This is a genomic window from Sphingopyxis lindanitolerans, assembly GCF_002993885.1.
GTDB classification, from domain to species: Bacteria; Pseudomonadota; Alphaproteobacteria; order Sphingomonadales; family Sphingomonadaceae; genus Sphingopyxis; species Sphingopyxis lindanitolerans.
Window position 1 is genome coordinate 700,040 of record NZ_CM009578.1, and the last position, 20,804, is coordinate 720,843.

The following is a 20,804-nucleotide window of genomic DNA, read 5'->3' on the forward strand; positions in this document are numbered from 1 at the left end:
ATATCCGATCAATGCAAAATTACCTGCCCTCGCTCAAACAGATGCAATATCTCGTCGCGCTCCACGAGCACGGCCATTTCGGCCGCGCCGCCGATGCCTGCAACGTCACCCAGTCGACGCTGTCGGCGGGGATTCGCGAGCTTGAAACGCTGCTCGGCCAGACGCTGGTCGAACGCACCCGCCGCGTCGTCCGCTTCACCATGCTCGGCGACAAGATCGTCGCCAAGGCACACCGCGTGCTGCGAGAGGCGGAGGAACTGGCCGACATGGCCGCCGCCGCCGCCGCGCCGCTGGTCGGCGACCTGCGCATGAGCGTCATCCCGACGATTGCGCCCTTCCTGCTCCCCAGCCTGCTCCCGCGGCTGCGCAAGGAGCGCCCGGCGCTCAAGCTTTTCCTTCGCGAAGAGCCGAGCGCGCAGGCGTGCGAATCGCTCCATCACGGCGCCGTTGACTGCGTCCTCCTCGCGCTTCCCTATGCGTGCGGCGACGTCGAGAGCGAAACCTTGTTCGATGACGCGCTGTTCGTCGCCTTTCCCGGCGACCGGGCGGAGGAACTTCCGGCGATGGTCAGCGCCGATCAGCTCGACCCGGCGCAGATGCTGATGCTCGAGGACGGGCATTGCCTGAAGGACCATGCGCTCGCCGCGTGCAACCGCCCCGAACTGCGCGCCGGCGCGCGGATGATGGGCACTTCGCTCCACACGCTCGTCCAGATGGTCGACAATGGCCTAGGCATCACCATGTTGCCGCAGATGGCGATCACGGCGGGCATTCTCGACCATACCGACATCGACACGCGCCCGCTCGCTTCGGATCACGACTGGCGCACGATCGCGCTGGTCTGGCGCAAGGGCAGCCCGCGCGCCGAGGAGTTCAGGATGCTCGCCGACATTTTTCGCAAGCATCAGGGGGAGTGAAGACCTTCGTCATTGCGAGGAGCGTAGCGACGAAGCAATCTCCAGCTGTCGGCATAGCGGAAGGTTGATAGCTGGGGATTGCTTCGCTTCGCTCGCAATGACGAAGCCTACCCCCACCGCTCCGCGCGGCCATCGTCGCCCTCACGCGGCTCGACCCATTGGGTCCGCCCGTCGGCGAAGGTCTCGCGCTTCCACAACATCACATCAGTCTTGAGCCGGTCGATCAGATATTCGGTCGCTGCCAGCGCCTCGCCGCGATGCGAGCTGCTCGCCAGCACCAGCACGATCGTCTCGCCCGGCGCCATCGCGCCGACGCGGTGGATCAGCGTCACGGCGGCGAGCCCCCACCGATCGCTCGCCGCATGAGCGAGATCGACCAGCCCCGCCCCGGTCAGCACCGGATGATGTTCGAGGAACAACTCGACAAGCCCACCCTCACCGCGCACCCGTCCGATAAAGCTGGCGCTCGCGCCAGGTCCGCCCGCGTCGTGCAAGTCGAACTCGGCGGCGACGTCGAGGACGTCCGGCTGGACGAGAACGCGGATCATCCGCCCGTCACTGGCGGGAACAGCGCGACTTCGCGCGCACCCGCCAGCGGAGCGCCCAGCCCCAGCATCACGCCGTCGATCGCGACCCGGATTCGCTGCGGCTCGGCAAAGGCCAGCGCCCCGCGTGCGTCGCGCGCGGTCAGCCATGCGACGAGCGCGCCGACGTCGGTCACGCCCACCGGAACATCGACCTTTTCTTCGGCGGTCCCCATCCGTTCGCGCACCCAGGCGAAATAGGTGATGGTCAGCCCCACCACTCAATCCATATGCTTGAGGCCGACGCGCAGATAATCCCAGCCGGTAATCAGCGTCAGCACCGCCGCGCCCCACAGCGACGCGAGCCCCACGGTCTTGATCCACGCCATCTCGGGCAAGGCCCCCGCCAGGATCAGCGCGCCAAAGGCGATCAGTTGAAAGGTCGTCTTCCACTTCGCAAGCTGCGTCACCGGCATCGACACCTGCAACGTCGCCAGGAATTCGCGCAAGCCCGACACGATGATCTCGCGCAGCAGGATCATCAGCGCCGCGACGACGTGATAGCCCTCGATATCGCGCGTAAAGACGAGGAGCAGGATGACCGCCGCGATCATGATCTTGTCGGCGATCGGGTCGAGAAAGGCGCCCAGCCGCGACACGATCCCGCGCGAACGGGCGACATAGCCGTCGAAATAATCGGTCAGGCCCATCAGGCAATAAAGGCCGAAGGCAAAGCCATAATCGATCGGCTTCGGCTGATGCCCGCCCTCGACCACTCCCGGCCACAGCAGGAACAGCAGGATCGGAACCGCCAATATGCGCGACAACGTCAAGATGTTGGGAAGGCTGAGCATGATCCCTGTCCGGATGTCCGTTCCAAAATGGGCTTTGACCGTGCCAGCCCTAACCGATAAGCCCCCCCGGCGACAACAAGATTGCCTTTGGGGGGATAATCCGGGGCGGGCGTTGTCCGGGTGTCGGGCTGCAAGAGTGGATTTTCAATGACCGGTTCCTTTGCGCTGATGAAGCAACGCCGGTTCCTGCCCCTGTTCGCAACGCAATTTCTCAACGCCTTCAACGACAATTTCTACAAGATGGCGATGGTAATCCTCGTCACCTTCACCATCTACAAGGACCCGGAGACAGAGGCCTGGTTCAACGCACTCGCGGGCGGGCTTTTCATCCTGCCCTTCTTCCTCTTCTCGGCGCTCGCCGGGCAGCTCGCCGACAGCACCGACAAGACCCGGATGATCCGCCTCATCAAGACCGCGGAAATCCTGATCATGATGGTGGGCGCTTCGGGCATCTGGCTGCACAATGTCCCGCTGATGCTTCTCGCGCTCTTTTCGATGGGGATGCACTCGACCTTCTTCGGGCCAATCAAATATGCGATCCTGCCCCAGCATCTCGAGGAGGGTGAAGTCCTCGCCGGCACCGGCTGGGTCGAGGCGGGCACCTATATCGCCATCCTCGGCGGCACGATCGTCGGCGGCCTGACTCCGCCGCATATCGCGATCCCCGGAATCGTCGTGGTGGCGGTCATCGGTCGCCTGGCCGCCAGCTTCGTCCCCGCCGCACCGCCGGAAAAGGAGGCCGAGGGGCTCGTCATCGACCATAATATTTTCCGGTCGTCGTGGCAGATCGTGAACGGCACGATGCACATCCCGCGCCTGTTTCTCGCGATCGTCTCGATCAGCTTCTTCTGGGCGATCGGCGCCATATTGGCGGCGCAATTCCCGCCACTGGTCAAGAACGCGCTCGGCGGCGACAGCACCGTCGCGACGATGTTCACCGCCATTTTCTCGATCGGCGTCGCGATCGGGTCGATCGTCGTCAACCGGCTGCTCAAGGGCCATGTCTCGGCGCGCTACTCGCCCGGATCGGTGATCGTGATGGGGCTGTTCGTCCTCGACCTCTGGTGGTCGGTCAGCGGTTGGCAGCATGTCGATGGCACGCTGATGGACTGGCGCGAATTTCTGTCGCTGAGCACCGGCGATCGCATCATCATCGATCTGTTCGGCATCGCGGTCGCGGGCGGCATGTTCGTCGTCCCGCTCTATGCCTTCCTGACCACCACCGTCGCCAAGTCGCAGACCGCGCGCACCGTCGCGGCGAACAATATCGTCAATTCGGGCTTCATGGTCGCCGCAACACTGCTGCTCAGCGTGCTGATCGGCCTCGGGCTGACGATCGGCGACACGCTGCTGATGGTCGCCCTGATGTGCCTGATATCGTCCTTCCTCGCGTGGAAGCTCCACAAGGCCTGCGATTAGGGCCTTGCGTTAAATCAGGAACATCATCGTCGCGACGAAGAAGATCGCAAAGCTTTCGAGGAACAGCCGCAGGTCGCTGCCCGGCGCCCAGAACGACGGAGTCGCCCGCTGCGCCCGCAGCGCGCTCACCAACTCGCCCTGCCAATCCTCCGGCGCGTTCAGCCGGGCGATGGTCAATTGGCGCGCCGCGTGCGCGCGCAGCCGTTCGCGGATGTCGATCTGTCGGTCCGAGTCCATGACCCGAAACTAGGACGCGCTTAACGAGTCGATAAGGTTAAAAGAGTGTTAACGCCGCGCCTGTCCCGCCGCGGCACGAAAACCCACATTTTGTTTAATCGCGCGGCATCGGCCGCACCCGCACGCCGCGGCGATCGGCCACCCCCTTTTGAAACGGCCGACATTGCTGCGGCCGCATCCGCGGGCCAAGGCACAGGCGCACTTCGTCGAGCCAGCCGTCGCGATCGGCGGCGACCGCGATCATCGTCTCCTTCACCCCCGGATTGGCCACCGCAAAGGCGCGCCGGATGCTGCCCGCGGTCTGCGGCGCGGCCGTCAGCCGCGCCATGTCGGGAAAGCGCACCGCGCGAAACAGGATCGCGGCGGCGCGGAAATAGGCGGCGGGATGCGGGCTCATGCAGGTGCCGTGCTTCGCCCATTCATGCTGCAACAACTGCGCCGATGGCGTCATGCACATATGCTGTTTCAGCACCGGCTGCGGGACGATCTTCGCGGGGCGGCACCATTGCGGATAGCCCGGATCGGCAGCTTCGGGCCACAGCCCATGGAGCACCCAGCCGAACCGGCCACTCTCGCCCGAACATTGGAAACGGTCGCGCGCGCCCTTCGGGTTGCGAACCTGCGCGCAGCGCTGCGGCGACCAGCTCATGCTCAACAGATAGCCCGCGACCGGCGGCTTTCGCACCGGCTCGCCGCGTCGCGGCTGCTCGATGCGCGGCACGGGGACGCGATCGGGCGCAATGCAGGCGGGCGATTGTGCGTGCGCCGCTGATGGCGTCAGCAGCAGCGCGAGCAAAATGCTCAATCGCCGCCTAAGCCAGTGCAAAATCGAGCCCGATGTCGGCCGCCGGCGCCGACTGGGTCAACCGCCCGACCGACACATAGGTCACGCCGGTCGCGCCGATCGCGCCGATCGTGTCGAGCCGCACGCCGCCCGACGCCTCGGTCGGCACCCGGCCGCCAACGATCGCTACCGATGCGCGCAGATCGTCGGGGGCCATATTGTCGAGCAACAGATGCGTCGCCCCGGCCTTCAGCGCGGACTCGACCTGGTCGACGCGGTCGACCTCGACGATGATGTTCGCGATTCCCGCCGCGACCGCGCGCCGCACCGCTTCCTCGACCGATCCGGCGACCGCGACATGATTGTCCTTGATCATCGCCGCGTCCCACAAACCCATGCGATGATTCGTCGCGCCGCCCATCCGCGTCGCATATTTCTCCAGCACCCGCAGGCCGGGGATCGTCTTGCGCGTGTCGAGCAAGGTGGCGCGCCCGGCGCCCCCGGATTCGCCCAGCGCATCGACATATTCGCGGGTCATCGTCGCGATTCCCGACAGATGTTGCACCGTGTTCAGCGCCGATCGCTCGGCGGTCAGCATCGCGCGCGCGCGGCCCGACAGCCGCATCAGGTCGCTTCCCGCCGCGACCTGCGCGCCCTCGGCGACCAGAATTTCGATCTCCATGACAGGATCGAGCGCGCGAAAGAAAGCTTCGGCGATCGGCAATCCGGCGACGGTGATCGCGTCGCGGCTGTCCATGACACCGTCGAAGCGCGCGTCGGCGGGGATCGTCGCCATCGAGGTGATGTCGCCGCCAGCCCCCAGATCCTCGGCCAAAGTGCTGCGGACAAAGGCGTCGAGGTCGAAACCGGAAAGGGAAAAATCGCTCATGCCGAACGCGATAAAGCCCGCGCCGCGCAAATCAACTTGACGTTTACGTCAACTGGCGCTGACATATACGCCACGCGGCACTTTAACCAACTTCGGAGAGGCCCTCATGCAATCCCCCATCTGCACGATGCTCGGCATCGAATTTCCCCTGCTCGCCTTCTCGCACTGCCGCGACGTCGTCGTCGCGGTGTCGAAAGCCGGCGGCATGGGCGTGTTCGGCGCCGCGTCGCTGCCGCCCGAACGGCTCGAGGAAGAGCTGGCGTGGATCGACGCGCATATCGGCGGGCGCCCCTATGGCGTCGACCTGATCGTCCCCAACAGTTTCGCCGGCAAGGGCGAGGCGCCGACGGCCAATGCCGCGAAAATCCCCGAATCGCACCTCCGCTTCGCCGCCGACTTGCTCGGCAAGTTCGACGTCGATGCGGCGGGCCTCGAAGACGCGATGGCGGCGCGCCAGAGCTTTGGCGACAATATGCACGAGGACGGCGCGGCGCGGCTGCTCGAGGTCGCGTTCCGCCACCCGATCGCGCTGATCGCCAACGCGCTTGGCGTGCCGCCGCCGCTGATGCTCGAACTCGGCAAGCGTCACAATGTGCCCGTCGCCGCGCTCGTCGGCACCCGCGACCATGCGCTAGTGCAAGTCCGCGCCGGAGTCGACATCCTCGTCGTCGCGGGCGGCGAAGCGGGCGGTCATTGCGGCGAAGTCGCGACGATGGTGCTGGTGCCCGAGGTCGCGGCGGCGGTCGAGGCGGTCGGCGCGACCACGCCGATCCTCGCCGCGGGCGGCATCGTCACCGGGCGGCAGATGGCGGCGGCGATGGCGATGGGCGCGCACGGCGCGTGGACCGGGTCGGTCTGGCTGACCACCGCCGAGGCCGAGACCAATCCGGTCGTGAAGGAAAAGATGCTCGCCGCCACGGCGCGCGACACGGTGCGATCGAAGAGCCGCACCGGCAAGCCGTCGCGCCAGCTCCGCTCGCCGTGGACCGACGCATGGGAGGCCGAAGGCGCGCCCCGGCCGCTGCCGATGCCGCTCCAGTCGCTGGTCAGCGAGCCGGCGCTGCGCAAGATCGACAAATTGTCCGAAGGCGGCCACGAAGGTGCCAAGGCGCTCGCCACCTATTGGGTCGGCCAGGGGGTCGGCCTGATGAACGAAGCGATGGGGGCCGGGCAGGTCGTGCAAGCCTTCAAGGAAGACTGGATCGCCGCCTGCGAACGCCTGAACGCCTTCGTCGGCGATTGAGGCCACCCGATATGTCCCACCATCCGCCGTCCGAAACACCCACCCTGCCGACTGCGGTGTTTGTCCAACAGGACGACCAATGGCACCCCACGATCCTGTCGCGCGGTCCATGGTATCCGGGCGCGCAGCATGGCGGCGCGCCCGCCGCCCTGTTTGCGCATCTTGCCGAAGCCGCCCTGTCCGACACCGAATGGCAGTTGTCGCGCCTCAGCGTCGAATTGATCAAGCCGGTTCCGGTTTCGCCGCTCACCGTTCGCCAGGACGTCCATCCCGGACGCTCGACGACGCGGATCACGATCGACCTGTTCGCGGAAGGAGGGCTATTGGTAGCGCGCGCGCATGCGCTGCTCGTGCGCGGGCAGCCCTTTACGCCGCCGCCCGAATTGCCCGGCTGGTCGCCTTCCCGCCTGTTGCCCCCGCCCGAGCAATGCAACGAACCCCTCCATATTCCCGGCATGCCGAGGAGCGATTCCTTTTTTTATACCGCGATGGAGCATCGCATCGCGCAAGGCGACGCCGCGCAGCCGGGGCCTGCGGCGGTGTGGTTCCGGCTGGCGGTCCCGCTGATTTCGGGCCAGCCCACATCACCCGCGATGCGCGCCGCCGCCGCCGCCGATTTCGGCAGCGGCGTCAGCTGGGTGCTGTCGGCGGAAGAGTATCTTTTCGCCAATGCCGATCTCAGCCTGCACCTGCACCGTCCCGCCGAAGGCGAGTGGATCGGGCTGTTAGCTGAAACCCAGGCGCATGGCGGCGGCGTCGGCACCGCGCTAACGCGCCTCTACGACGCGCACGGCCCGATCGGCGTTGCGACGCAGACGCTGGTGCTGCGCGAACGCGCGCCATCGCGATAGATCGAACGCCAGCCCACGGGGACAAATAGCCAAGGAGAAGATGAGGTGTCGACAAGATGAGCGCACCCCCCACGACACGGCTCGATGTGACCCCGCGCGAGGCGGCGGCTATATGCGCCACGGTTCGTGGCGCCGACCTTTCGCTCCTCGGCCCGATGCATCGTCTCGCCGGCCCCGAACATATTGCGGGCCTGATCGCGCTTTTGTGGGACCCCGCGGTCTCCGACCCCATTTATGACCTGCCCCGACCGTTTACGCATGACATGATCGCGGGCTGGATTTCGGATGCCCGGGACAAGCAAGCGCGCGGCGAGGCGATATTGGCGGTAACGGTCGATGACCGGAGCACGGTGATGGGCTATTCCTATTTCACCATCTGGCCCGACCGTTCGGCCGCCGAACTTGCCGGTGCGCAGCGCGCCGATACGCAAGGCCAGGGCCGGGGGAAATCGGGCGCAGCGCGCAGTTTTGGATGGATGTTCGACCATCTGGGGGTGCGGCTGATCGGCCTCACCGCCGCCCAGGACAATGTCCGATCCGCCCGCGTGATCGAAGCGGCCGGTTTCGTCGCCAAGGGCGAGCGGCAAAGCGTCAGGGCCGACGGATCGACGCGCCTGTCACTCTATTGGGAACTCACCCGCGATCAATGGCGGGGCGCATCGCAAGCAATGGACTGATCGGCCCGTCCGGGACGAATGACGCGGCCTCCGCTTTCGCGGGGGCCGCTGTCGATTCAGGCCACTGTCGCCTTGACGATTTTGCCGGGCTCGCGCGGCGGCTCGCCCTTGGGCAGCGCGTCGACATTGTCCATGCCTTCGATCACTTCGCCCCAGACGGTGTACTGGTTGTCGAGGAAGCGCGCATCGTCGAAGCAGATGAAGAACTGGCTGTTCGCGCTGTTCGGATTCTGCGACCGCGCCATCGAGCAGACGCCGCGGACGTGCGGTTCGGCGTTGAACTCCTGCGGCAGGTCAGGAAGCTTGCTGCCCCCCATGCCGGTGCCCGTGGGATCGCCGCCCTGCGCCATGAAACCGGGGATTACGCGGTGGAAAACGACGTCGTCGTAAAAGCCTTCGCCGGCAAGCTGGGTGATGCGCTCGACATGCAGCGGCGCCAGATCGGGGCGCAGGCGGATGACGACATCGCCGGTCGACAGCGAAAGGGTAAGCGTCTGGTCGGACATGATTGGCTCCTTGCTTGGAATCTGCCGTTGGAATTTGCCAGCGCCATAGCCGCGCCGCGCGCCAAAGCCACGCCCTAATTGCGCAAAAGCGTCTCACGGCGTTGCCATCGGGGGGCGGCGGGACTAGGGGGAGGCACGGACGCCGCATATTCCAGGGAGAACCCGCGCGATGGACAAACGCGAAGATTCCCTGCCGCCCGAAGACATGGTTATCACCGACGACCGCGAGATCGACCGCGCTCCCTTGCAGCGAGAGGCCGAAACGGAACTTGACGAGGACGACCGGCTGAAACCCGCCTTCGTCCGCGACGTGATCGACCTTGCCGAGGCGGGCGAGGTCGAGGCGGCGCGCGAGCGCGTCGGCCGCCTCCATCCCGCCGATATCGCCGACCTTTTCGAACTGGTATCCGACGAGGATCGGCCGCTTCTCGCGCATGTGCTCGGCGATATGCTGTCGCCCGACGTGCTCGCGGAAATGAACGAGCATGTGCGCGAGCGGCTGATCGACCTGCTCGCGCCCGAACAGGTCGCCGAAATCGCGTCCGAACTCGACACCGACGACGCGGTTGCGATCATTGAGGATATGGAGGAGGACGAGCAGCAGGCCGTCCTCCAGGCGATGGAACCCGAGGATCGCGCCGCGATCGAGGACGCACTATCCTATCCCGAAGAGACCGCCGGGCGCTTGATGCAGCGCGAATATGTGGCGGTGCCGGAGCATGTGACGGTCGGCGACGTCATCGATCGGTTGCGCGAGGATATCGACCTCGCGACCGATTTCTGGGAAATCTTCATCGTCGATCCGATGCACCGCCCGGTCGGCACCTGCCAGCTCAGCTGGATATTGCGCGCGCCGCGCAGCGTCGCGATCAGCGACGCGATGAAGCGCGAACAGACGCTGATCCCGGTCGACATGGACCAGGAAGAGGTCGCGCTGCGCTTTCAGAAATATGCGCTGATCTCCGCCGCCGTCGTCGACAAGGCCGGGCGCCTCGTCGGCATGATCACCGTCGATGACGTCGTCCACATTATCCAGGAAGAGGCGGGCGAGGATATATTGCGCCTGTCGGGCGCCGGCGACGGCGACATCAACGAACCGATCGCGATGACGATCCGCACCCGCCTGAGCTGGCTGGTCGTCAATCTGGGTACCGCGATGCTCGCGGCGTCGGTGGTCGGCTTTTTCGAGGGCGCCATCGCCAAATTCGCGCTGCTGGCGGTGCTGATGCCGATCGTGTCGGGCATGGGCGGCAATGCGGGAACCCAGACGCTCGCGGTCACCGTGCGCGCGATCGCGACCAATCAGCTGACTGCGTCGAACACGTTGCGCATGATCTTCCGCGAATTCCGCATCGCGACGGTGAACGGCCTGTCGCTCGGCGTGCTCATCGGTACCGGCACGTCGTTGATCTTTGGCAATCCGCTGCTCGGCGCCGTCATCGCATCGGCGATGCTGATCAACAATCTGGTCGCGGGGCTTGCCGGCATATTGGTCCCGGTGACGCTCGATCGGTTCGACGTCGACCCTGCGGTCTCGTCGGCCGTTTTCGTGACAACGCTGACCGACATCATGGGCTTTTTCTCGTTCCTCGGCCTCGCGGTACTGAGCGGCCTCACCGCGATGGGGTGAATAAGACCCTGGAATCCAAGTGATTCAAACAAATCGAAAAAAATTTTCAGCGCCGCACCTTTTTCCGGGAACTTATCCACCGCGCCGGTCGTTTCATTTCCGAGCAGCGGCATCGCCCCCCCGCAGCGCTGCTCAGCAATATTGGCCCGGCCCGCATTCCCTCCCCCCCCCTCGAACGCGTGCCGGGCCATTTTGCACTGATTTCCTGAGAGGTGATAAAATGACGAGTGTCCGTGTAATCCTCCTCACCTTGCTTGCCAGCTTTCTGGTCGCTGCCTGCAACACGGTGAAAGGGGCTGGCCGCGATATCGAATCGGTCGGCCAGGCGGGTAGCGACGCCATCCACTGATTGGGCGTTGCCCGCTACCCTAAGCCTCTTCGAGAGGCTCGACAGGCGCCACTTCGGCGCCTGTTTTGCGTTTGCGCTGCGTGAACCAGATCGCGAAGATCGAAATCTCGTAAAGAAAGACCAGCGGGATCGCGAGCAGGAGTTGGCTCAGTATATCGGGCGGCGTGAACACCGCCGCGATCGCGAAAGCGGCGACGATCATGTAGCGCCGCGCCGAAATCAGCTGCGCGCGGGTCACGAGCCCGGCGCGCTCGACCAGCATCAACAGGATCGGCAGCAGGAAGGCGATACCGAACGCCATGATGAACTGCATGATGAAGCTCAGATAATTGCCGACGGAGGGTAGCGCCTCCTGCTGCACCCCGCCGATTTCACCCTGATAACCGAGCAGGAATTTGAGCGCGATCGGGATCGTGATGAAATAGGCGAAGCAGGCGCCGATCGCGAACAGCACCGGGGTCGCGAAAAGGAAGGGCAGCAATGCCCGCTTTTCCTGGCGAAAGAGGCCCGGCGCGACGAATTTCCAAAGCTGGATCGCGATCACCGGAAAAGCGATCATCATCGCGGCGAACAGCGCAACTTTGATTTCGACGAAAAAAGCCTCGAACAACTGGGTGTAGATCAGCTTGCCCTGCCCCGCCGCAACGAGCGGGTGGACAAGGAGGCCGAAGATCGGCCGCGCGAAATAGAGGCAGACCCCGAATGCGACGCCAATCGCGAGCAGCGACTTGAGCAGCCGCGAGCGCAGCTCGATCAGATGGTCAAGCAGCGGCATCTTGCCGCCGGCGCCATCCTCATCGGCCGTAACGGGCGTTTCAACCGTCATGGCAGCGGTCCATCGCGCGGCGGCACATCGTGCGTCTCGGGCTTCGTCACGGCATCTGCATGGTCGGGGCTTTCTGGCCGCGCTTCATCAACTGCCTCGTCAGCTGGCCCTGCTGGCAGGATCGGCGGAGTCGCGCCTCCAGCCCCATCAACGCGCGGAAATTCGCGCATGATGGCGTCATTCTGCGCGCGCCACTGCTTCTCAAGCTCCTCGAGTTCGGCCTCGCGCATCATCGTGTCGAGTCCGGAGCGGAAATGGCGCGCCATCCCGCGCGCCTTGCCGACCCATTTGCCGACAAAACGCATCGCCTTAGGCAGGTCCTTGGGGCCGATAACCACCAAGGCGACCACCACGACGAGCAGCAACTCGGTGGGCGCAACGTCAAACATCGATCAAAGCTCGATCCGTTTCGTTTTCAACACGTCAAGCGAAACCGCCACGCTGCGAGCTTCTTTCAAAATCGGGCGCGGTCAGCGAATCTCGGTTTCCGCGGTCGGCGTCGGAGTCACCTCGGGCGGACGCTGACCATCGATCTGGCGCGGCGCGGGGGGCGGCGTATCGTCTTCCGACATGCCCTTCTTGAAGCTTTTGAGGCCTTTGGCGACGTCGCCCATCATGTCGGAAAAGCGACCCTTGCCGAACAGCAACAGGATGATCAGGCCCAGGACAAGCCAGTGCACGAGACTAAAGCTACCCATCTCAAATTCTCCTTGAGGCCGCTATCTAGGCCTCTTCGCCATCTTTTACTAGGTCCAGCTCGCCCATCGCATCATCGAAAGCGAGGTCGACGGGGTCGAGCAAGCCGGCGGCGCGCAAATCTTCAATACCCGGCAGATCCTTGCGGCTCGCAAGGCCGAAATGTTGCAGAAAGGCGTCGGTGGTCTTGTAGATCAGCGGCCGCCCCGGCACCTCGCGCCGCCCCGCGGGGGCGATCCATTCGGCCTCCATCAAGACGTCGAGCGTCCCCTTCGACGTCTGCACGCCGCGGATCGCCTCGATCTCCGCCCGGCTGACGGGTTCGTGATAGGCGACGATCGCCAACACCTCAGCCGCCGCGCGCGATAATTTGCGCGGGTCATCGCGCTCGCGGCGCAACAGATGGGCTAGGTCGGCAGGGGTCTGGAAATGCCAATGACCGCCGCGCTCGACCAGTTCGATGCCGCTGCCCCGGTGGCGTTCGGCGATCGCGAGGATGATCGCCCGCACCGCGCCCGGTGTCATCTCGCCACCGAAGCGCCCGGCGAGCTGACGCGCGTCGAGCGGCGCGTCGCTCGCGAACAACATCGCCTCTATTGCGCGTTCGAGATCGTCGATCATGCGGGATGTCCCATTGACGCGGCCTTCAGATAAAGCGGTTCAAACGCGCCGTCCTGCTTCAGGTCGACCCGTCCCTGCCGCGCGAGTTCGAGCGCGGCGACGAAGCTCGACGCGATCGCCGAGCGGCGCAGCGGCCCTTGATAGTCGGACGGCAGGAAATCGGACAATTCGGCCCAATCGACCTTCATCCCAATCATTCGTTCGAGATGCTGGAGCGCGGCGTCGAGGGTGATCACCGGACGCCGCGCAACTATATGGACGACAGGTTCGGTGCGCAGCTTGACCTGACCATAAGCGGCCAGCAGGTCATAGAGGCTCGCATCCCAGCGCCGCACCTTAACCTCGCGCAGCCCCTCCGGCTTCGCACGCAGAAAGACGTCGCGGCCGATACGGTCGCGGGCGAGCAGCCGCGCCGCCGACTCGCGCATCGCCGCCAGACGCTGAAGACGCAGTTGCAGCCGCAGCGCCAGTTCGTCGGGCGAGGGCTCCTCGAGCGGATCCTTGGGGAGCAGCAGCGCCGATTTCAAATAGGCGAGCCACGCCGCCATCACCAGATAATCGGCCGCCACCTCTAGCTTTGCCCGCATTTCGGCGATGAAAGCCAGATATTGCTCGACAAGCTGGAGGATCGAAATCTGCCTGAGATCGACCTTCTGCCCGCGCGCGAGTGTCAGAAGCAGGTCGAGTGGGCCTTCCCAGCTCTCCAGATTGAGTTGCAGCGCATCGTCGCGCTCGGTCGCCGCCGGGGCCAATTCAAAGTCGAGCGGCAGTTCCTCCATCGGCGGATCAGGCCCCGATCACGCGAGCGCCAGCAGCGCGTCGCGCTGGTCGATGAGTACCGCGAACTGACGCGGGTCATGCGCGCCCGAAATCCGGTCCATCGCGCCTTCGAGCCGCGCGCGCGAAAGGGTGCTGATCGGGTCGAGCGCCTTTGCGATGCCGATCATGTCGTCCATCTTCGCCCAGCAATTGAGCGCGATGTCGCACCCCGCGGCGATCGCATCGGCGGCGCGCGACGGAACATTGCCCGACAACGCCTTCATGTCGAGGTCGTCGGTCATCAGCAGGCCGTGGAACCCGACGCGCTGGCGGATCACACCGTCGATGACGGTCGGCGACAGCGTTGCGGGCAGATCCCGGTCCCACGCATCGAAAACGACGTGGCAAGTCATCGCCATCGCCGCATCGCGCAGCGCCGCAAAAGGCGCGAGGTCGCTTTGCAGATCATGGTCGGACGCGGTGACCGTCGGCAGCGCTTCGTGCGTGTCGAGCATCGCGCGGCCGTGGCCGGGAATATGTTTGACGACACCGACGACGCCACCGTCCTGAAGTCCGTTCAGAATCGCGCGGCCGAGCGCCGCGACACGCATCGGTTCGCTACCGAGAGCGCGGTCGCCGATCACGTCGCTCGCGCCCGGCTGGCGCACGTCGAGCAACGGCAGGCAATCGACGCTGATCCCGACCTCGGCGAGCATGAAGGCAAGCGCCATCGCATTGAGCCGCGCCGCCTCGATCGCGCTGGCGGGCGCGCGTTCGTACAGTGCATCGAACGCCGCGCCGCTCGGAAAATCGGGCCATTCGGGAGCCTTCATGCGCGCAACCCGGCCGCCTTCCTGATCGATCAGGATCGGCAGGCCGGCGCGCCCGTCGAGGCTGCGCAGATCGTCGGTCAGGCGCCGAAGCTGCTCGCGGTTCTCGATATTGCGGCCGAACAGAATATAGCCCGCAGGGTCGCTGTCGCGGAAGAAGGCGCGCTCGTCGTCGGTCAGGGTCAGGCCCGAAAGGCCGAAAATCGCGGGTATCATCGTGCGTCAACCTCCATCGGCCGGCGCCCCCTAATGCCTGACATGGCATGGCGGGGGGAATGAACCAATGCCCTCTGCGGCCAAACGGGCCGAATCAGCGGACGACGACGCAATTTTCACCCGCGACGCGCAATTTGGCGCAGAGCGAAGCCGCGTTGGCGGCGCTGCCCGCCGAGGCGCGGAGCCGATAGACGGTGCCCGATCCGACCTTTGCCGGCGACACCGACTTGCCGAGATCGGCGAGATAGGGAAAGCGTTTCGACAGATTGGTCCAGGCCTTCGTCGCCGCGCCTTCGCTGCTGAACGCGCCGAGCTGGATCGTCGCCGAACCGCCCGCCTGCGCCTTGTCCTTCGTCGCGGCATCGTCGGTCTTGACCGACATCGCGGCGGGCTTGGGCTTGCCCCCGTCGGCGACCGCGATGCGCGCCGCCTCGGCCTTCGCCGCGGCCGCCTTTTCGCTGTCGGCCTTCGCCTTTTCAGCCTTCGCGGCCGCTTCGCGCTCGGCCGGGGTTACCGCGGGTTCTTCGGGCATCCGCGTCGGGTCGACCTTGCCCGCCGGCACCGCACCCTCGGTTGCGGCAAAGCTCGCAGCGCCCTCGCCCTCGAACGTCCTGGCGCCGTCGGTTTTCGGCGCGACCTTGTAATCGCCCTGCTGCGCCGCGATCAATTCGCCCTGCCCGCGGGCGCCGCCATTCTGGAGCCACCACAGCGCGCCGAGCACGGCGCCGATCAGCAGCAGCCCGCCGAGCACCATCACCAGCAGGCGGACCGGCGATACCTCGCCATCCTCCTCATAGCCGTCGGCAGCCTCCAGCCAGGGAAGACGGCCCTCGTCGTCGAGGCCTAATCCCGCGCCGTGGTCCGTTCCCCCCGTGTCCTCCGCCATCAACTCATCTCCTCGAGCGCCTCGACCCCCATCAGGTGGAGCCCGTTTCGGACAACCTGCCCGATTCCGTCCGCCAAATAAAGGCGCGTCGCGGTCAGTTCGGGATCATCTGCCAAAATGACACGTGCGTCGGGCCGGTCATTGCCCATATTCCACCAGGCATGAAAAGCGGCGGCGACGTCGCCGAGATAGAAAGCGACACGGTGCGGCTCGCGCGCCGAGGCCGCCGATTCGACGATCCGCGGGAATTGCACGAGTAGCTTGACGAGACCGAGCTCATGATCGTCGAGCCGCGCCGGGTTCGGCGCCGCGGCCGCGATACCCGCTTCGGCGAGCTTGCGCTTCAGCGACGCGATCCGTGCATGGGCATATTGGACATAGAAGACCGGGTTGTCACGCGACGCCTCGACGACCTTGGCAAAGTCGAAATCCATCTGTGCGTCGGCCTTGCGCGTCAGCATGGTGAAGCGCACCGCATCCTTGCCGACCTCGTCGACGATATCGGCGAGAGTGACGAAATTGCCCGCGCGCTTCGACATTTTGAACGGCTCGCCATTTTTGAGCAGCCGGACCATCTGGACCAGCTTCACGTCGAAGCGCGTCTTGCCGCCGGTCAGCGCCGCGACCGCCGCCTTGATTCGCTTGACCGTGCCGGCATGGTCGGCGCCCCAGATGTCGATCAGCTCGTCGGCATTCTGGCTTTTCTGGAAATGATAGGCGAGATCGGCACCGAAATAGGTCCAGCTGCCGTCCGATTTCTTGATCGGGCGGTCCTGATCGTCGCCAAACCGCGTCGAACGGAACAGCGGCAGTTCGACCGGCTCCCAATCCTCGGGCGTCTCACCCTTCGGGGCTTCAAGCTGACCGTCATAGACGAGGTCATGCTCGCGCAGCCATTTTTCGGCGGCGGCGGGCTTGCCCTCGGCCTGCAATTCGGCCTCCGACGAAAACAGGTCGTGATGGATGCCGAGCTTGGCGAGATCGTCGCGGATCATGTCCATCATCGCGCTGACCGCCTCGGCGCGGAACAGGCCGATCCACGCGCTTTCGGGCGCGCCGACATAACGGTCGCCATATTCGGCAGCGAGCTTTTCGGCGACGGGCTTCAGATAGTCGCCGGGGTACAGCCCCTCGGGAATCGCGCCGACCTCCTCACCCAGCGCCTCGCGGTAACGCATGTGGACCGACCGCGCGAGGACATCCACCTGTGCGCCCGCGTCGTTGACATAATATTCGCGGGTGACCCGATGCCCCGCATATTCGAGCAACGCGGCGAGCGCGTCGCCGACGACCGCGCCGCGGCAATGGCCGACGTGCATTGGGCCGGTGGGGTTGGCGGAGACGTATTCGACGTTGACGCTACGCCCCTCCCCCATCGCCGAACGGCCGTAATCGCCGCCCTCGGCGTGGATCAGCGCGAGTTCGTCGCGCCAGCTTGCGTCGGCGACGCGCAGGTTGATGAAGCCGGGGCCGGCGACGCTCGCCTCGGTCACTTCGTCCAGCGCACCCAGTTCGGCGACGAGGAGTTCGGCCAGCGCGCGCGGATTGGTGCCCGCGGGCTTGGCGAGGACCATCGCGGCGTTGGTCGCGACATCGCCGTGCGACGGATCGCGCGGCGGCTCGATGCTGATCGTGCCGCGGTCGAGCCCGGCAGGAAGCGCGTCGCGCGCCACCAGCGCGTCGAGCGCGGCGTCGATATGGTCGGAAAAGCGGCTGAACAGGGTCACGGGGGATCCTATCTCTCGGTCAAAACGGGTTGGCGGGCGCCCTAACCCAGGTTGGGCAACGCGAAAAGCCCTGCGCCGCCCCTATCGGCGCCGCAGGGCAAAAAGAAAAGCGAACGGCGCCGACCGCCGCCGCCGAGGTCTATCGTCGGACGTTATATTCGAGCTGGTCCTGCGTCAGCTGGAAACCGACGAGCAATTCAAAGCTCGCGCGCTGCACCGCAGCGCGCACTTCGGGGATGCTCAACGGGTCGATCGCGGCATCCTCTTCGCCCGCCTTGCGCTTGCGCGTGATGCGTTCGCGGATGTCGTCGGGCAGCGTCGCCGCCGCGCGATCGACATAGGCGGCCGCCTGGCCGTGCCCGGTGCCGCGTAGCTGGCCTTCGGCAAAGCTGACCGTAACCTGCCCGACGCGCTTGGCGACGACGGCGGTGCCGCCCTGCACGACGGTCGAGAAATAGGGCAGCGTCACCGTCCGCGCCGGTCCCGCGTCGCGGCGCGTCGCCATCACGTCGAAATCGGCGAGCTGATAGACTTTCTCGGCCTGGTCATTGCATTGCGGGGTGACGTGGGTGATCGTCGCGACGACGTCGATCGCGCGCGCGTCGCGGCTGGTCGCCGGGTCGAACAGGGTGATATCGCCGGTATAGGCGGGGACGGCGACCGCCGGACAGGTGCTGCGCGACGCGGTGATACCGGCACCGGCGCCCGACACGTCGATTTCATTATCCTTCGCGCAGCCGGCCGCCGTCACCAGAGCTGCGCTCCCGCACAGCATGGCGACGAGTTTGCGGGACGAAGAGGAGATGAACATCATAGCAACCGGGCTTTCCAAATCTCGGGCAGGCTCGACGAACCGACTGTCCGACGTTCCATGCGCGCCGCTTCTTATCGGCGCGATGAACGCGGCGCAACATGGACGAACCTGCTTTACCGCATATGGGCTGCTGCGCTAGAGCGCGCGGATTATGAACGCTCCCCATCCGATAGCGCGCGAAGGCGTGGAACTGGCGGTCCTGATCGCGGCGCCGCGCGGCTTTTGCGCCGGGGTGGACCGCGCCATCCGCATCGTCGAACTGGCGCTCATCCGTTTCGGCGCCCCCGTCTATGTCCGCCATGAAATCGTCCACAATCGCTATGTGGTGGAATCGCTGAAGGCCAAGGGCGCGATTTTCGTCGAATCGCTCGACCAGGTTCCCGACGGCGTCCCGGTCGTGTTCAGCGCGCACGGCGTGCCAAAGGCGGTGCCGACAAAGGCCGAGGCACGCGGGCTCGACTATATCGACGCGACCTGCCCGCTGGTGTCGAAAGTCCATCGCCAGGCCGAGCGCGCCTATGACGGGGGCCGCCATATCATCTTCGTCGGCCATGCCGGCCACCCCGAAGTGATCGGGACGCTCGGCCAGTTGCCCGACGGCGCGATGACGCTGGTCGAATCGGTCGACGACGTCGCGGCGCTGACGCCGCCCGATCCCGCCATGCTGTCGTTCCTGACCCAGACCACCTTGTCGGTCGACGACACGCGCGACATCGTCGCCGCGCTCCAGCACCGTTTCCCAGCGATCACCGGCCCGCGCGGCGAGGATATCTGCTATGCGACCTCGAACCGGCAGGATGCGGTGAAGGCGATCGCCCGCCGCTGCGACCGGATGATCGTGATCGGCGCCCCCAACAGTTCGAACAGCCTGCGCCTTGTCGAGGTTGCCGAGCGGCTGGGCACCCCGGCGCATCTTGTCCAGCGCGGCACCGACATCGACCCGGCCTGGCTGTGCGATATCGGCACGCTCGGCATCACCGCGGGCGCGAGCGCGCCCGAAACGCTGGTGCGCGAAGTCATCGACGCCGTCGCGGCCCACCGTCCGATCATCGAGGATATCGTGGTGACCGCCGAGGAAAATATGGTCTTCAAACTGCCGCGCGGGCTCGATCCGGCGGCCGACTGATGGCGGTTTACACGCACGTCGACCCCGACGACCTCGCCGCGCTCGTTTCCCGTTACGACATCGGGACGGTTCTTTCGTGCAAGGGAATTGCCGAGGGGGTCGAAAACAGCAATTTCCTGCTCGAGACGACCGGCGGTCGCTTCATCCTGACGCTTTACGAAAAGCGGGTTCAGGTCGGCGACCTGCCCTTCTTCGTCGACCTGCTCGATCATCTCGCGGGCCGCGACTGTCCGATCCCGGCGATGGTCCACGACCGGGACGGCGTCGCGATCCAGGAGATCGCGGGTCGCGCCGCCTGCGTCATCCAGTTTCTGTCCGGCATATCGCCGAGCCACCCGACGCCGGGTCAGTGCGAGGCGGTCGGCGCGGCGCTCGGCGCGATGCACCGCGCCGCCGCCGGTTTTCCGGGCGGGCGCGAGAACAGCATGGGCCACCGCCATTGGCGCGCCGTCGCCGACGCGACGGGCGACCTCGACGCGGTGATTTCGGGCTTGCAGGATATCGTCGAGACCGAACTCGCCTTTCTCGACGCGAACTGGCCCGAAGGCCTCCCCGCGCATGTCATCCACGCCGACCTCTTCCCCGACAATGTACTGATGCTCGGTGAGACGGTGACCGGACTCATCGACTTCTATTTCGCGGCGAGCGACTTTCGCGCTTATGACCTCGCGGTCACCCATGCGTCGTGGACCTTTTCCGACGACGGCAGTCGCTGCGACGCCGATCGCGCGCACGCGCTGATGCGCGGCTATGCGCGCGAGATCGCCCTGACCGAGGCCGAAATCGCCGCCCTGCCCCTGCTCGCGCGCGGGGCATCGCTGCGCTTCCTGCTCACGCGCGCGCACGACTGGGTGCATACACCCGCCGACGCGCTCGTCACGCGCAAGGACCCGGCGCCCTTTCTCAATCGCCTGCGCCGCTACCAGGCGGGCGACGCCGCCAGCCTGTTCACCGCGCCATGACCGCGGGACGGACGGTAATCGTCGCCACCGACGGCGCGTGCAAGGGCAATCCCGGCCCCGGCGGCTGGGGCGCGGTGCTGCGCTGGGGCGATGTGGTGAAGACATTGTCGGGGGGCGAGCCCGACACGACGAACAATCGCATGGAGTTGATGGCGGCGATCGAAGCGCTCGCGGCGCTCAAGCGGCGGTGCCAGGTCGAACTGTCGACCGACAGCATCTATGTGCGCGACGGCATCACCAAATGGGTGCATGGCTGGCAGCGCAATGGCTGGAAGACCGCAGCAAAAAAGCCGGTCGCCAATGCCGATCTATGGCAGCGGCTTGTCGTCGAGGCGGCACGCCACGACATCGAATGGCTGTGGGTCAAGGGCCACGCCGGGCATGGCGACAATGAACTGGCCGACACGCTCGCCAGCGACGCGGCGATCGAGATCGCGCGGGCGCGCTGAGCGCCCGCGCGC

Annotated in this window: 26 protein-coding genes; 10 read left to right on the forward strand and 16 right to left on the reverse strand. The window is 65.8% G+C overall.

Translation table 11 applies throughout. From position 1 onward, the window contains the following. Window positions 1-11: 11 nt before the first annotated feature. Window positions 12-917, forward strand: coding sequence for a hydrogen peroxide-inducible genes activator (locus CVO77_RS03290; protein WP_105997877.1), 906 nt, complete (start codon window positions 12-14; stop codon window positions 915-917). A 107-nt stretch (window positions 918-1,024) separates the two neighbouring features. Here the strand turns inward: CVO77_RS03290 and CVO77_RS03295 are convergent, their stop codons facing one another. Genes CVO77_RS03295 through pgsA form a run of 3 tightly spaced genes read right to left on the reverse strand, consistent with a single transcriptional unit; the run spans window position 1,025 to window position 2,295 of the window. Beyond that, entirely contained in the window at window positions 1,025-1,465 is a 441-nt protein-coding gene (locus CVO77_RS03295; RefSeq protein ID WP_105997878.1) for a molybdenum cofactor biosynthesis protein MoaE, read from the reverse strand. Then, window positions 1,462-1,719, reverse strand: coding sequence for a molybdopterin converting factor subunit 1 (gene moaD, locus CVO77_RS03300; protein ID WP_106000605.1), 258 nt, complete (start codon window positions 1,717-1,719; stop codon window positions 1,462-1,464). Before moaD ends, CVO77_RS03295 begins: the two co-directional genes overlap by 4 nt. A 3-nt stretch (window positions 1,720-1,722) precedes the next feature. After that, complete coding sequence (gene pgsA / locus CVO77_RS03305) at window positions 1,723-2,295, reverse strand: CDP-diacylglycerol--glycerol-3-phosphate 3-phosphatidyltransferase (RefSeq protein WP_105997879.1); 573 nt, start codon at window positions 2,293-2,295, stop codon at window positions 1,723-1,725. A 147-nt stretch (window positions 2,296-2,442) separates the two neighbouring features. Here pgsA and CVO77_RS03310 point away from each other — a divergent pair, with 147 nt between their 5' ends. Further along, on the forward strand, window positions 2,443-3,714 hold the full coding sequence (locus CVO77_RS03310; protein ID WP_105997880.1) for an MFS transporter: 1,272 nt from the start codon (window positions 2,443-2,445) through the stop codon (window positions 3,712-3,714). Window positions 3,715-3,723: 9 nt separating this feature from the next. Here CVO77_RS03310 and CVO77_RS03315 read toward each other — a convergent pair whose 3' ends face one another. The 3 genes from CVO77_RS03315 to nadC form a co-directional block, all read right to left on the reverse strand. Next, complete coding sequence (locus CVO77_RS03315; RefSeq protein WP_105997881.1) at window positions 3,724-3,951, reverse strand: hypothetical protein; 228 nt, start codon at window positions 3,949-3,951, stop codon at window positions 3,724-3,726. A 94-nt stretch (window positions 3,952-4,045) separates the two neighbouring features. Next, window positions 4,046-4,756: a ribonuclease T2 family protein gene (locus tag CVO77_RS03320; protein ID WP_242446085.1), complete on the reverse strand. Its 711-nt coding sequence runs from the start codon at window positions 4,754-4,756 to the stop codon at window positions 4,046-4,048. Between the two features lie 7 nt (window positions 4,757-4,763). Beyond that, window positions 4,764-5,624 carry a carboxylating nicotinate-nucleotide diphosphorylase gene (gene nadC, locus CVO77_RS03325; RefSeq protein WP_106000607.1) on the reverse strand — a complete coding sequence of 287 codons (861 nt, stop codon included), beginning with the start codon at window positions 5,622-5,624 and terminating at the stop codon, window positions 4,764-4,766. A 106-nt stretch (window positions 5,625-5,730) separates the two neighbouring features. On the opposite strand from nadC, the gene CVO77_RS03330 reads away from it, so the two are divergent. From CVO77_RS03330 to CVO77_RS03340, 3 genes are read left to right on the forward strand one after another with little or no spacing between them, the layout of a single operon-like run. Beyond that, complete coding sequence (locus tag CVO77_RS03330; RefSeq protein WP_105997882.1) at window positions 5,731-6,867, forward strand: NAD(P)H-dependent flavin oxidoreductase; 1,137 nt, start codon at window positions 5,731-5,733, stop codon at window positions 6,865-6,867. An 11-nt stretch (window positions 6,868-6,878) separates the two neighbouring features. Further along, complete coding sequence (locus tag CVO77_RS03335; protein WP_105997883.1) at window positions 6,879-7,718, forward strand: thioesterase family protein; 840 nt, start codon at window positions 6,879-6,881, stop codon at window positions 7,716-7,718. A 56-nt stretch (window positions 7,719-7,774) separates the two neighbouring features. Continuing rightward, on the forward strand, window positions 7,775-8,395 hold the full coding sequence (locus tag CVO77_RS03340) for a GNAT family N-acetyltransferase (RefSeq protein ID WP_105997884.1): 621 nt from the start codon (window positions 7,775-7,777) through the stop codon (window positions 8,393-8,395). 56 nt (window positions 8,396-8,451) lie between these two features. Here the strand turns inward: CVO77_RS03340 and CVO77_RS03345 are convergent, their stop codons facing one another. Continuing rightward, window positions 8,452-8,901, reverse strand: coding sequence for a peptidylprolyl isomerase (locus tag CVO77_RS03345; RefSeq protein WP_105997885.1), 450 nt, complete (start codon window positions 8,899-8,901; stop codon window positions 8,452-8,454). A gap of 205 nt (window positions 8,902-9,106) precedes the next feature. Between CVO77_RS03345 and mgtE the strand changes: the two genes are divergently transcribed. Continuing rightward, window positions 9,107-10,531 carry a magnesium transporter gene (mgtE, locus tag CVO77_RS03350; protein ID WP_106000608.1) on the forward strand — a complete coding sequence of 475 codons (1,425 nt, stop codon included), beginning with the start codon at window positions 9,107-9,109 and terminating at the stop codon, window positions 10,529-10,531. A 220-nt stretch (window positions 10,532-10,751) separates the two neighbouring features. Next, window positions 10,752-10,880, forward strand: a complete 129-nt coding sequence (locus tag CVO77_RS03355; RefSeq protein WP_105997886.1) for an entericidin A/B family lipoprotein — start codon at window positions 10,752-10,754, stop codon at window positions 10,878-10,880. A gap of 19 nt (window positions 10,881-10,899) precedes the next feature. Here the strand turns inward: CVO77_RS03355 and tatC are convergent, their stop codons facing one another. The 9 genes from tatC to CVO77_RS03400 form a co-directional block, all read right to left on the reverse strand. Beyond that, a complete protein-coding gene (tatC, locus tag CVO77_RS03360) occupies window positions 10,900-11,706 on the reverse strand; it encodes a twin-arginine translocase subunit TatC (RefSeq protein ID WP_105997887.1) in 807 nt (268 codons plus the stop codon). Continuing rightward, window positions 11,703-12,095, reverse strand: a complete 393-nt coding sequence (gene tatB / locus CVO77_RS03365) for a Sec-independent protein translocase protein TatB (protein ID WP_105997888.1) — start codon at window positions 12,093-12,095, stop codon at window positions 11,703-11,705. Before tatB ends, tatC begins: the two co-directional genes overlap by 4 nt. A gap of 81 nt (window positions 12,096-12,176) precedes the next feature. Beyond that, window positions 12,177-12,404, reverse strand: a complete 228-nt coding sequence (locus CVO77_RS03370) for a twin-arginine translocase TatA/TatE family subunit (protein ID WP_105997889.1) — start codon at window positions 12,402-12,404, stop codon at window positions 12,177-12,179. A 25-nt stretch (window positions 12,405-12,429) separates the two neighbouring features. Then, entirely contained in the window at window positions 12,430-13,023 is a 594-nt protein-coding gene (gene scpB / locus CVO77_RS03375) for an SMC-Scp complex subunit ScpB (protein WP_105997890.1), read from the reverse strand. Continuing rightward, the gene (locus CVO77_RS03380) at window positions 13,020-13,802 is read right to left on the reverse strand and encodes a segregation and condensation protein A (RefSeq protein ID WP_105997891.1); all 783 of its coding nucleotides are present in this window, start codon (window positions 13,800-13,802) and stop codon (window positions 13,020-13,022) included. The genes scpB and CVO77_RS03380 overlap by 4 nt, the downstream gene beginning before the upstream one ends. Window positions 13,803-13,820: 18 nt before the next feature. Next, window positions 13,821-14,828: a beta-N-acetylhexosaminidase gene (nagZ, locus tag CVO77_RS03385; RefSeq protein ID WP_105997892.1), complete on the reverse strand. Its 1,008-nt coding sequence runs from the start codon at window positions 14,826-14,828 to the stop codon at window positions 13,821-13,823. 94 nt (window positions 14,829-14,922) lie between these two features. Next, a complete protein-coding gene (locus CVO77_RS03390) occupies window positions 14,923-15,714 on the reverse strand; it encodes an SPOR domain-containing protein (protein WP_105997893.1) in 792 nt (263 codons plus the stop codon). Further along, on the reverse strand, window positions 15,714-17,441 hold the full coding sequence (argS, locus tag CVO77_RS03395) for an arginine--tRNA ligase (protein WP_105997894.1): 1,728 nt from the start codon (window positions 17,439-17,441) through the stop codon (window positions 15,714-15,716). Before argS ends, CVO77_RS03390 begins: the two co-directional genes overlap by 1 nt. A 139-nt stretch (window positions 17,442-17,580) precedes the next feature. Continuing rightward, window positions 17,581-18,255 carry a hypothetical protein gene (locus tag CVO77_RS03400; RefSeq protein ID WP_192878861.1) on the reverse strand — a complete coding sequence of 225 codons (675 nt, stop codon included), beginning with the start codon at window positions 18,253-18,255 and terminating at the stop codon, window positions 17,581-17,583. A gap of 151 nt (window positions 18,256-18,406) precedes the next feature. Between CVO77_RS03400 and ispH the strand changes: the two genes are divergently transcribed. The 3 genes from ispH to rnhA are packed head-to-tail and all read left to right on the forward strand — an operon-like array spanning window position 18,407 to window position 20,792. Then, window positions 18,407-19,381, forward strand: a complete 975-nt coding sequence (gene ispH, locus CVO77_RS03405; RefSeq protein ID WP_105997895.1) for a 4-hydroxy-3-methylbut-2-enyl diphosphate reductase — start codon at window positions 18,407-18,409, stop codon at window positions 19,379-19,381. Continuing rightward, the gene (thrB, locus tag CVO77_RS03410) at window positions 19,381-20,343 is read left to right on the forward strand and encodes a homoserine kinase (RefSeq protein WP_105997896.1); all 963 of its coding nucleotides are present in this window, start codon (window positions 19,381-19,383) and stop codon (window positions 20,341-20,343) included. Before ispH ends, thrB begins: the two co-directional genes overlap by 1 nt. Next, a complete protein-coding gene (rnhA, locus tag CVO77_RS03415; protein WP_105997897.1) occupies window positions 20,340-20,792 on the forward strand; it encodes a ribonuclease HI in 453 nt (150 codons plus the stop codon). Before thrB ends, rnhA begins: the two co-directional genes overlap by 4 nt. Window positions 20,793-20,804 lie beyond the last annotated feature (12 nt).

Bases quoted from the DNA above. Each gene is read 5' to 3' on its own strand.
- CVO77_RS03295 (WP_105997878.1), bottom strand. From the start codon at position 1,465: ATGATCCGCGTTCTCGTCCAGCCGGACGTCCTCGACGTCGCCGCCGAG.
- CVO77_RS03340 (WP_105997884.1), top strand. From the start codon at position 7,775: ATGAGCGCACCCCCCACGACACGGCTCGATGTGACCCCGCGCGAGGCG.
- CVO77_RS03310 (WP_105997880.1), top strand. From the start codon at position 2,443: ATGACCGGTTCCTTTGCGCTGATGAAGCAACGCCGGTTCCTGCCCCTG.
- nadC (WP_106000607.1), bottom strand. From the start codon at position 5,624: ATGAGCGATTTTTCCCTTTCCGGTTTCGACCTCGACGCCTTTGTCCGC.
- tatB (WP_105997888.1), bottom strand. From the start codon at position 12,095: ATGTTTGACGTTGCGCCCACCGAGTTGCTGCTCGTCGTGGTGGTCGCC.
- CVO77_RS03290 (WP_105997877.1), top strand. From the start codon at position 12: ATGCAAAATTACCTGCCCTCGCTCAAACAGATGCAATATCTCGTCGCG.
- CVO77_RS03380 (WP_105997891.1), bottom strand. From the start codon at position 13,802: ATGGAGGAACTGCCGCTCGACTTTGAATTGGCCCCGGCGGCGACCGAG.
- pgsA (WP_105997879.1), bottom strand. From the start codon at position 2,295: ATGCTCAGCCTTCCCAACATCTTGACGTTGTCGCGCATATTGGCGGTT.
- CVO77_RS03315 (WP_105997881.1), bottom strand. From the start codon at position 3,951: ATGGACTCGGACCGACAGATCGACATCCGCGAACGGCTGCGCGCGCAC.
- mgtE (WP_106000608.1), top strand. From the start codon at position 9,107: ATGGTTATCACCGACGACCGCGAGATCGACCGCGCTCCCTTGCAGCGA.
- thrB (WP_105997896.1), top strand. From the start codon at position 19,381: ATGGCGGTTTACACGCACGTCGACCCCGACGACCTCGCCGCGCTCGTT.
- CVO77_RS03390 (WP_105997893.1), bottom strand. From the start codon at position 15,714: ATGGCGGAGGACACGGGGGGAACGGACCACGGCGCGGGATTAGGCCTC.
- ispH (WP_105997895.1), top strand. From the start codon at position 18,407: ATGAACGCTCCCCATCCGATAGCGCGCGAAGGCGTGGAACTGGCGGTC.
- scpB (WP_105997890.1), bottom strand. From the start codon at position 13,023: ATGATCGACGATCTCGAACGCGCAATAGAGGCGATGTTGTTCGCGAGC.
- CVO77_RS03400 (WP_192878861.1), bottom strand. From the start codon at position 18,255: ATGATGTTCATCTCCTCTTCGTCCCGCAAACTCGTCGCCATGCTGTGC.
- CVO77_RS03330 (WP_105997882.1), top strand. From the start codon at position 5,731: ATGCAATCCCCCATCTGCACGATGCTCGGCATCGAATTTCCCCTGCTC.
- tatC (WP_105997887.1), bottom strand. From the start codon at position 11,706: ATGACGGTTGAAACGCCCGTTACGGCCGATGAGGATGGCGCCGGCGGC.
- CVO77_RS03355 (WP_105997886.1), top strand. From the start codon at position 10,752: ATGACGAGTGTCCGTGTAATCCTCCTCACCTTGCTTGCCAGCTTTCTG.
- rnhA (WP_105997897.1), top strand. From the start codon at position 20,340: ATGACCGCGGGACGGACGGTAATCGTCGCCACCGACGGCGCGTGCAAG.
- nagZ (WP_105997892.1), bottom strand. From the start codon at position 14,828: ATGATACCCGCGATTTTCGGCCTTTCGGGCCTGACCCTGACCGACGAC.
- CVO77_RS03345 (WP_105997885.1), bottom strand. From the start codon at position 8,901: ATGTCCGACCAGACGCTTACCCTTTCGCTGTCGACCGGCGATGTCGTC.
- CVO77_RS03335 (WP_105997883.1), top strand. From the start codon at position 6,879: ATGTCCCACCATCCGCCGTCCGAAACACCCACCCTGCCGACTGCGGTG.
- CVO77_RS03370 (WP_105997889.1), bottom strand. From the start codon at position 12,404: ATGGGTAGCTTTAGTCTCGTGCACTGGCTTGTCCTGGGCCTGATCATC.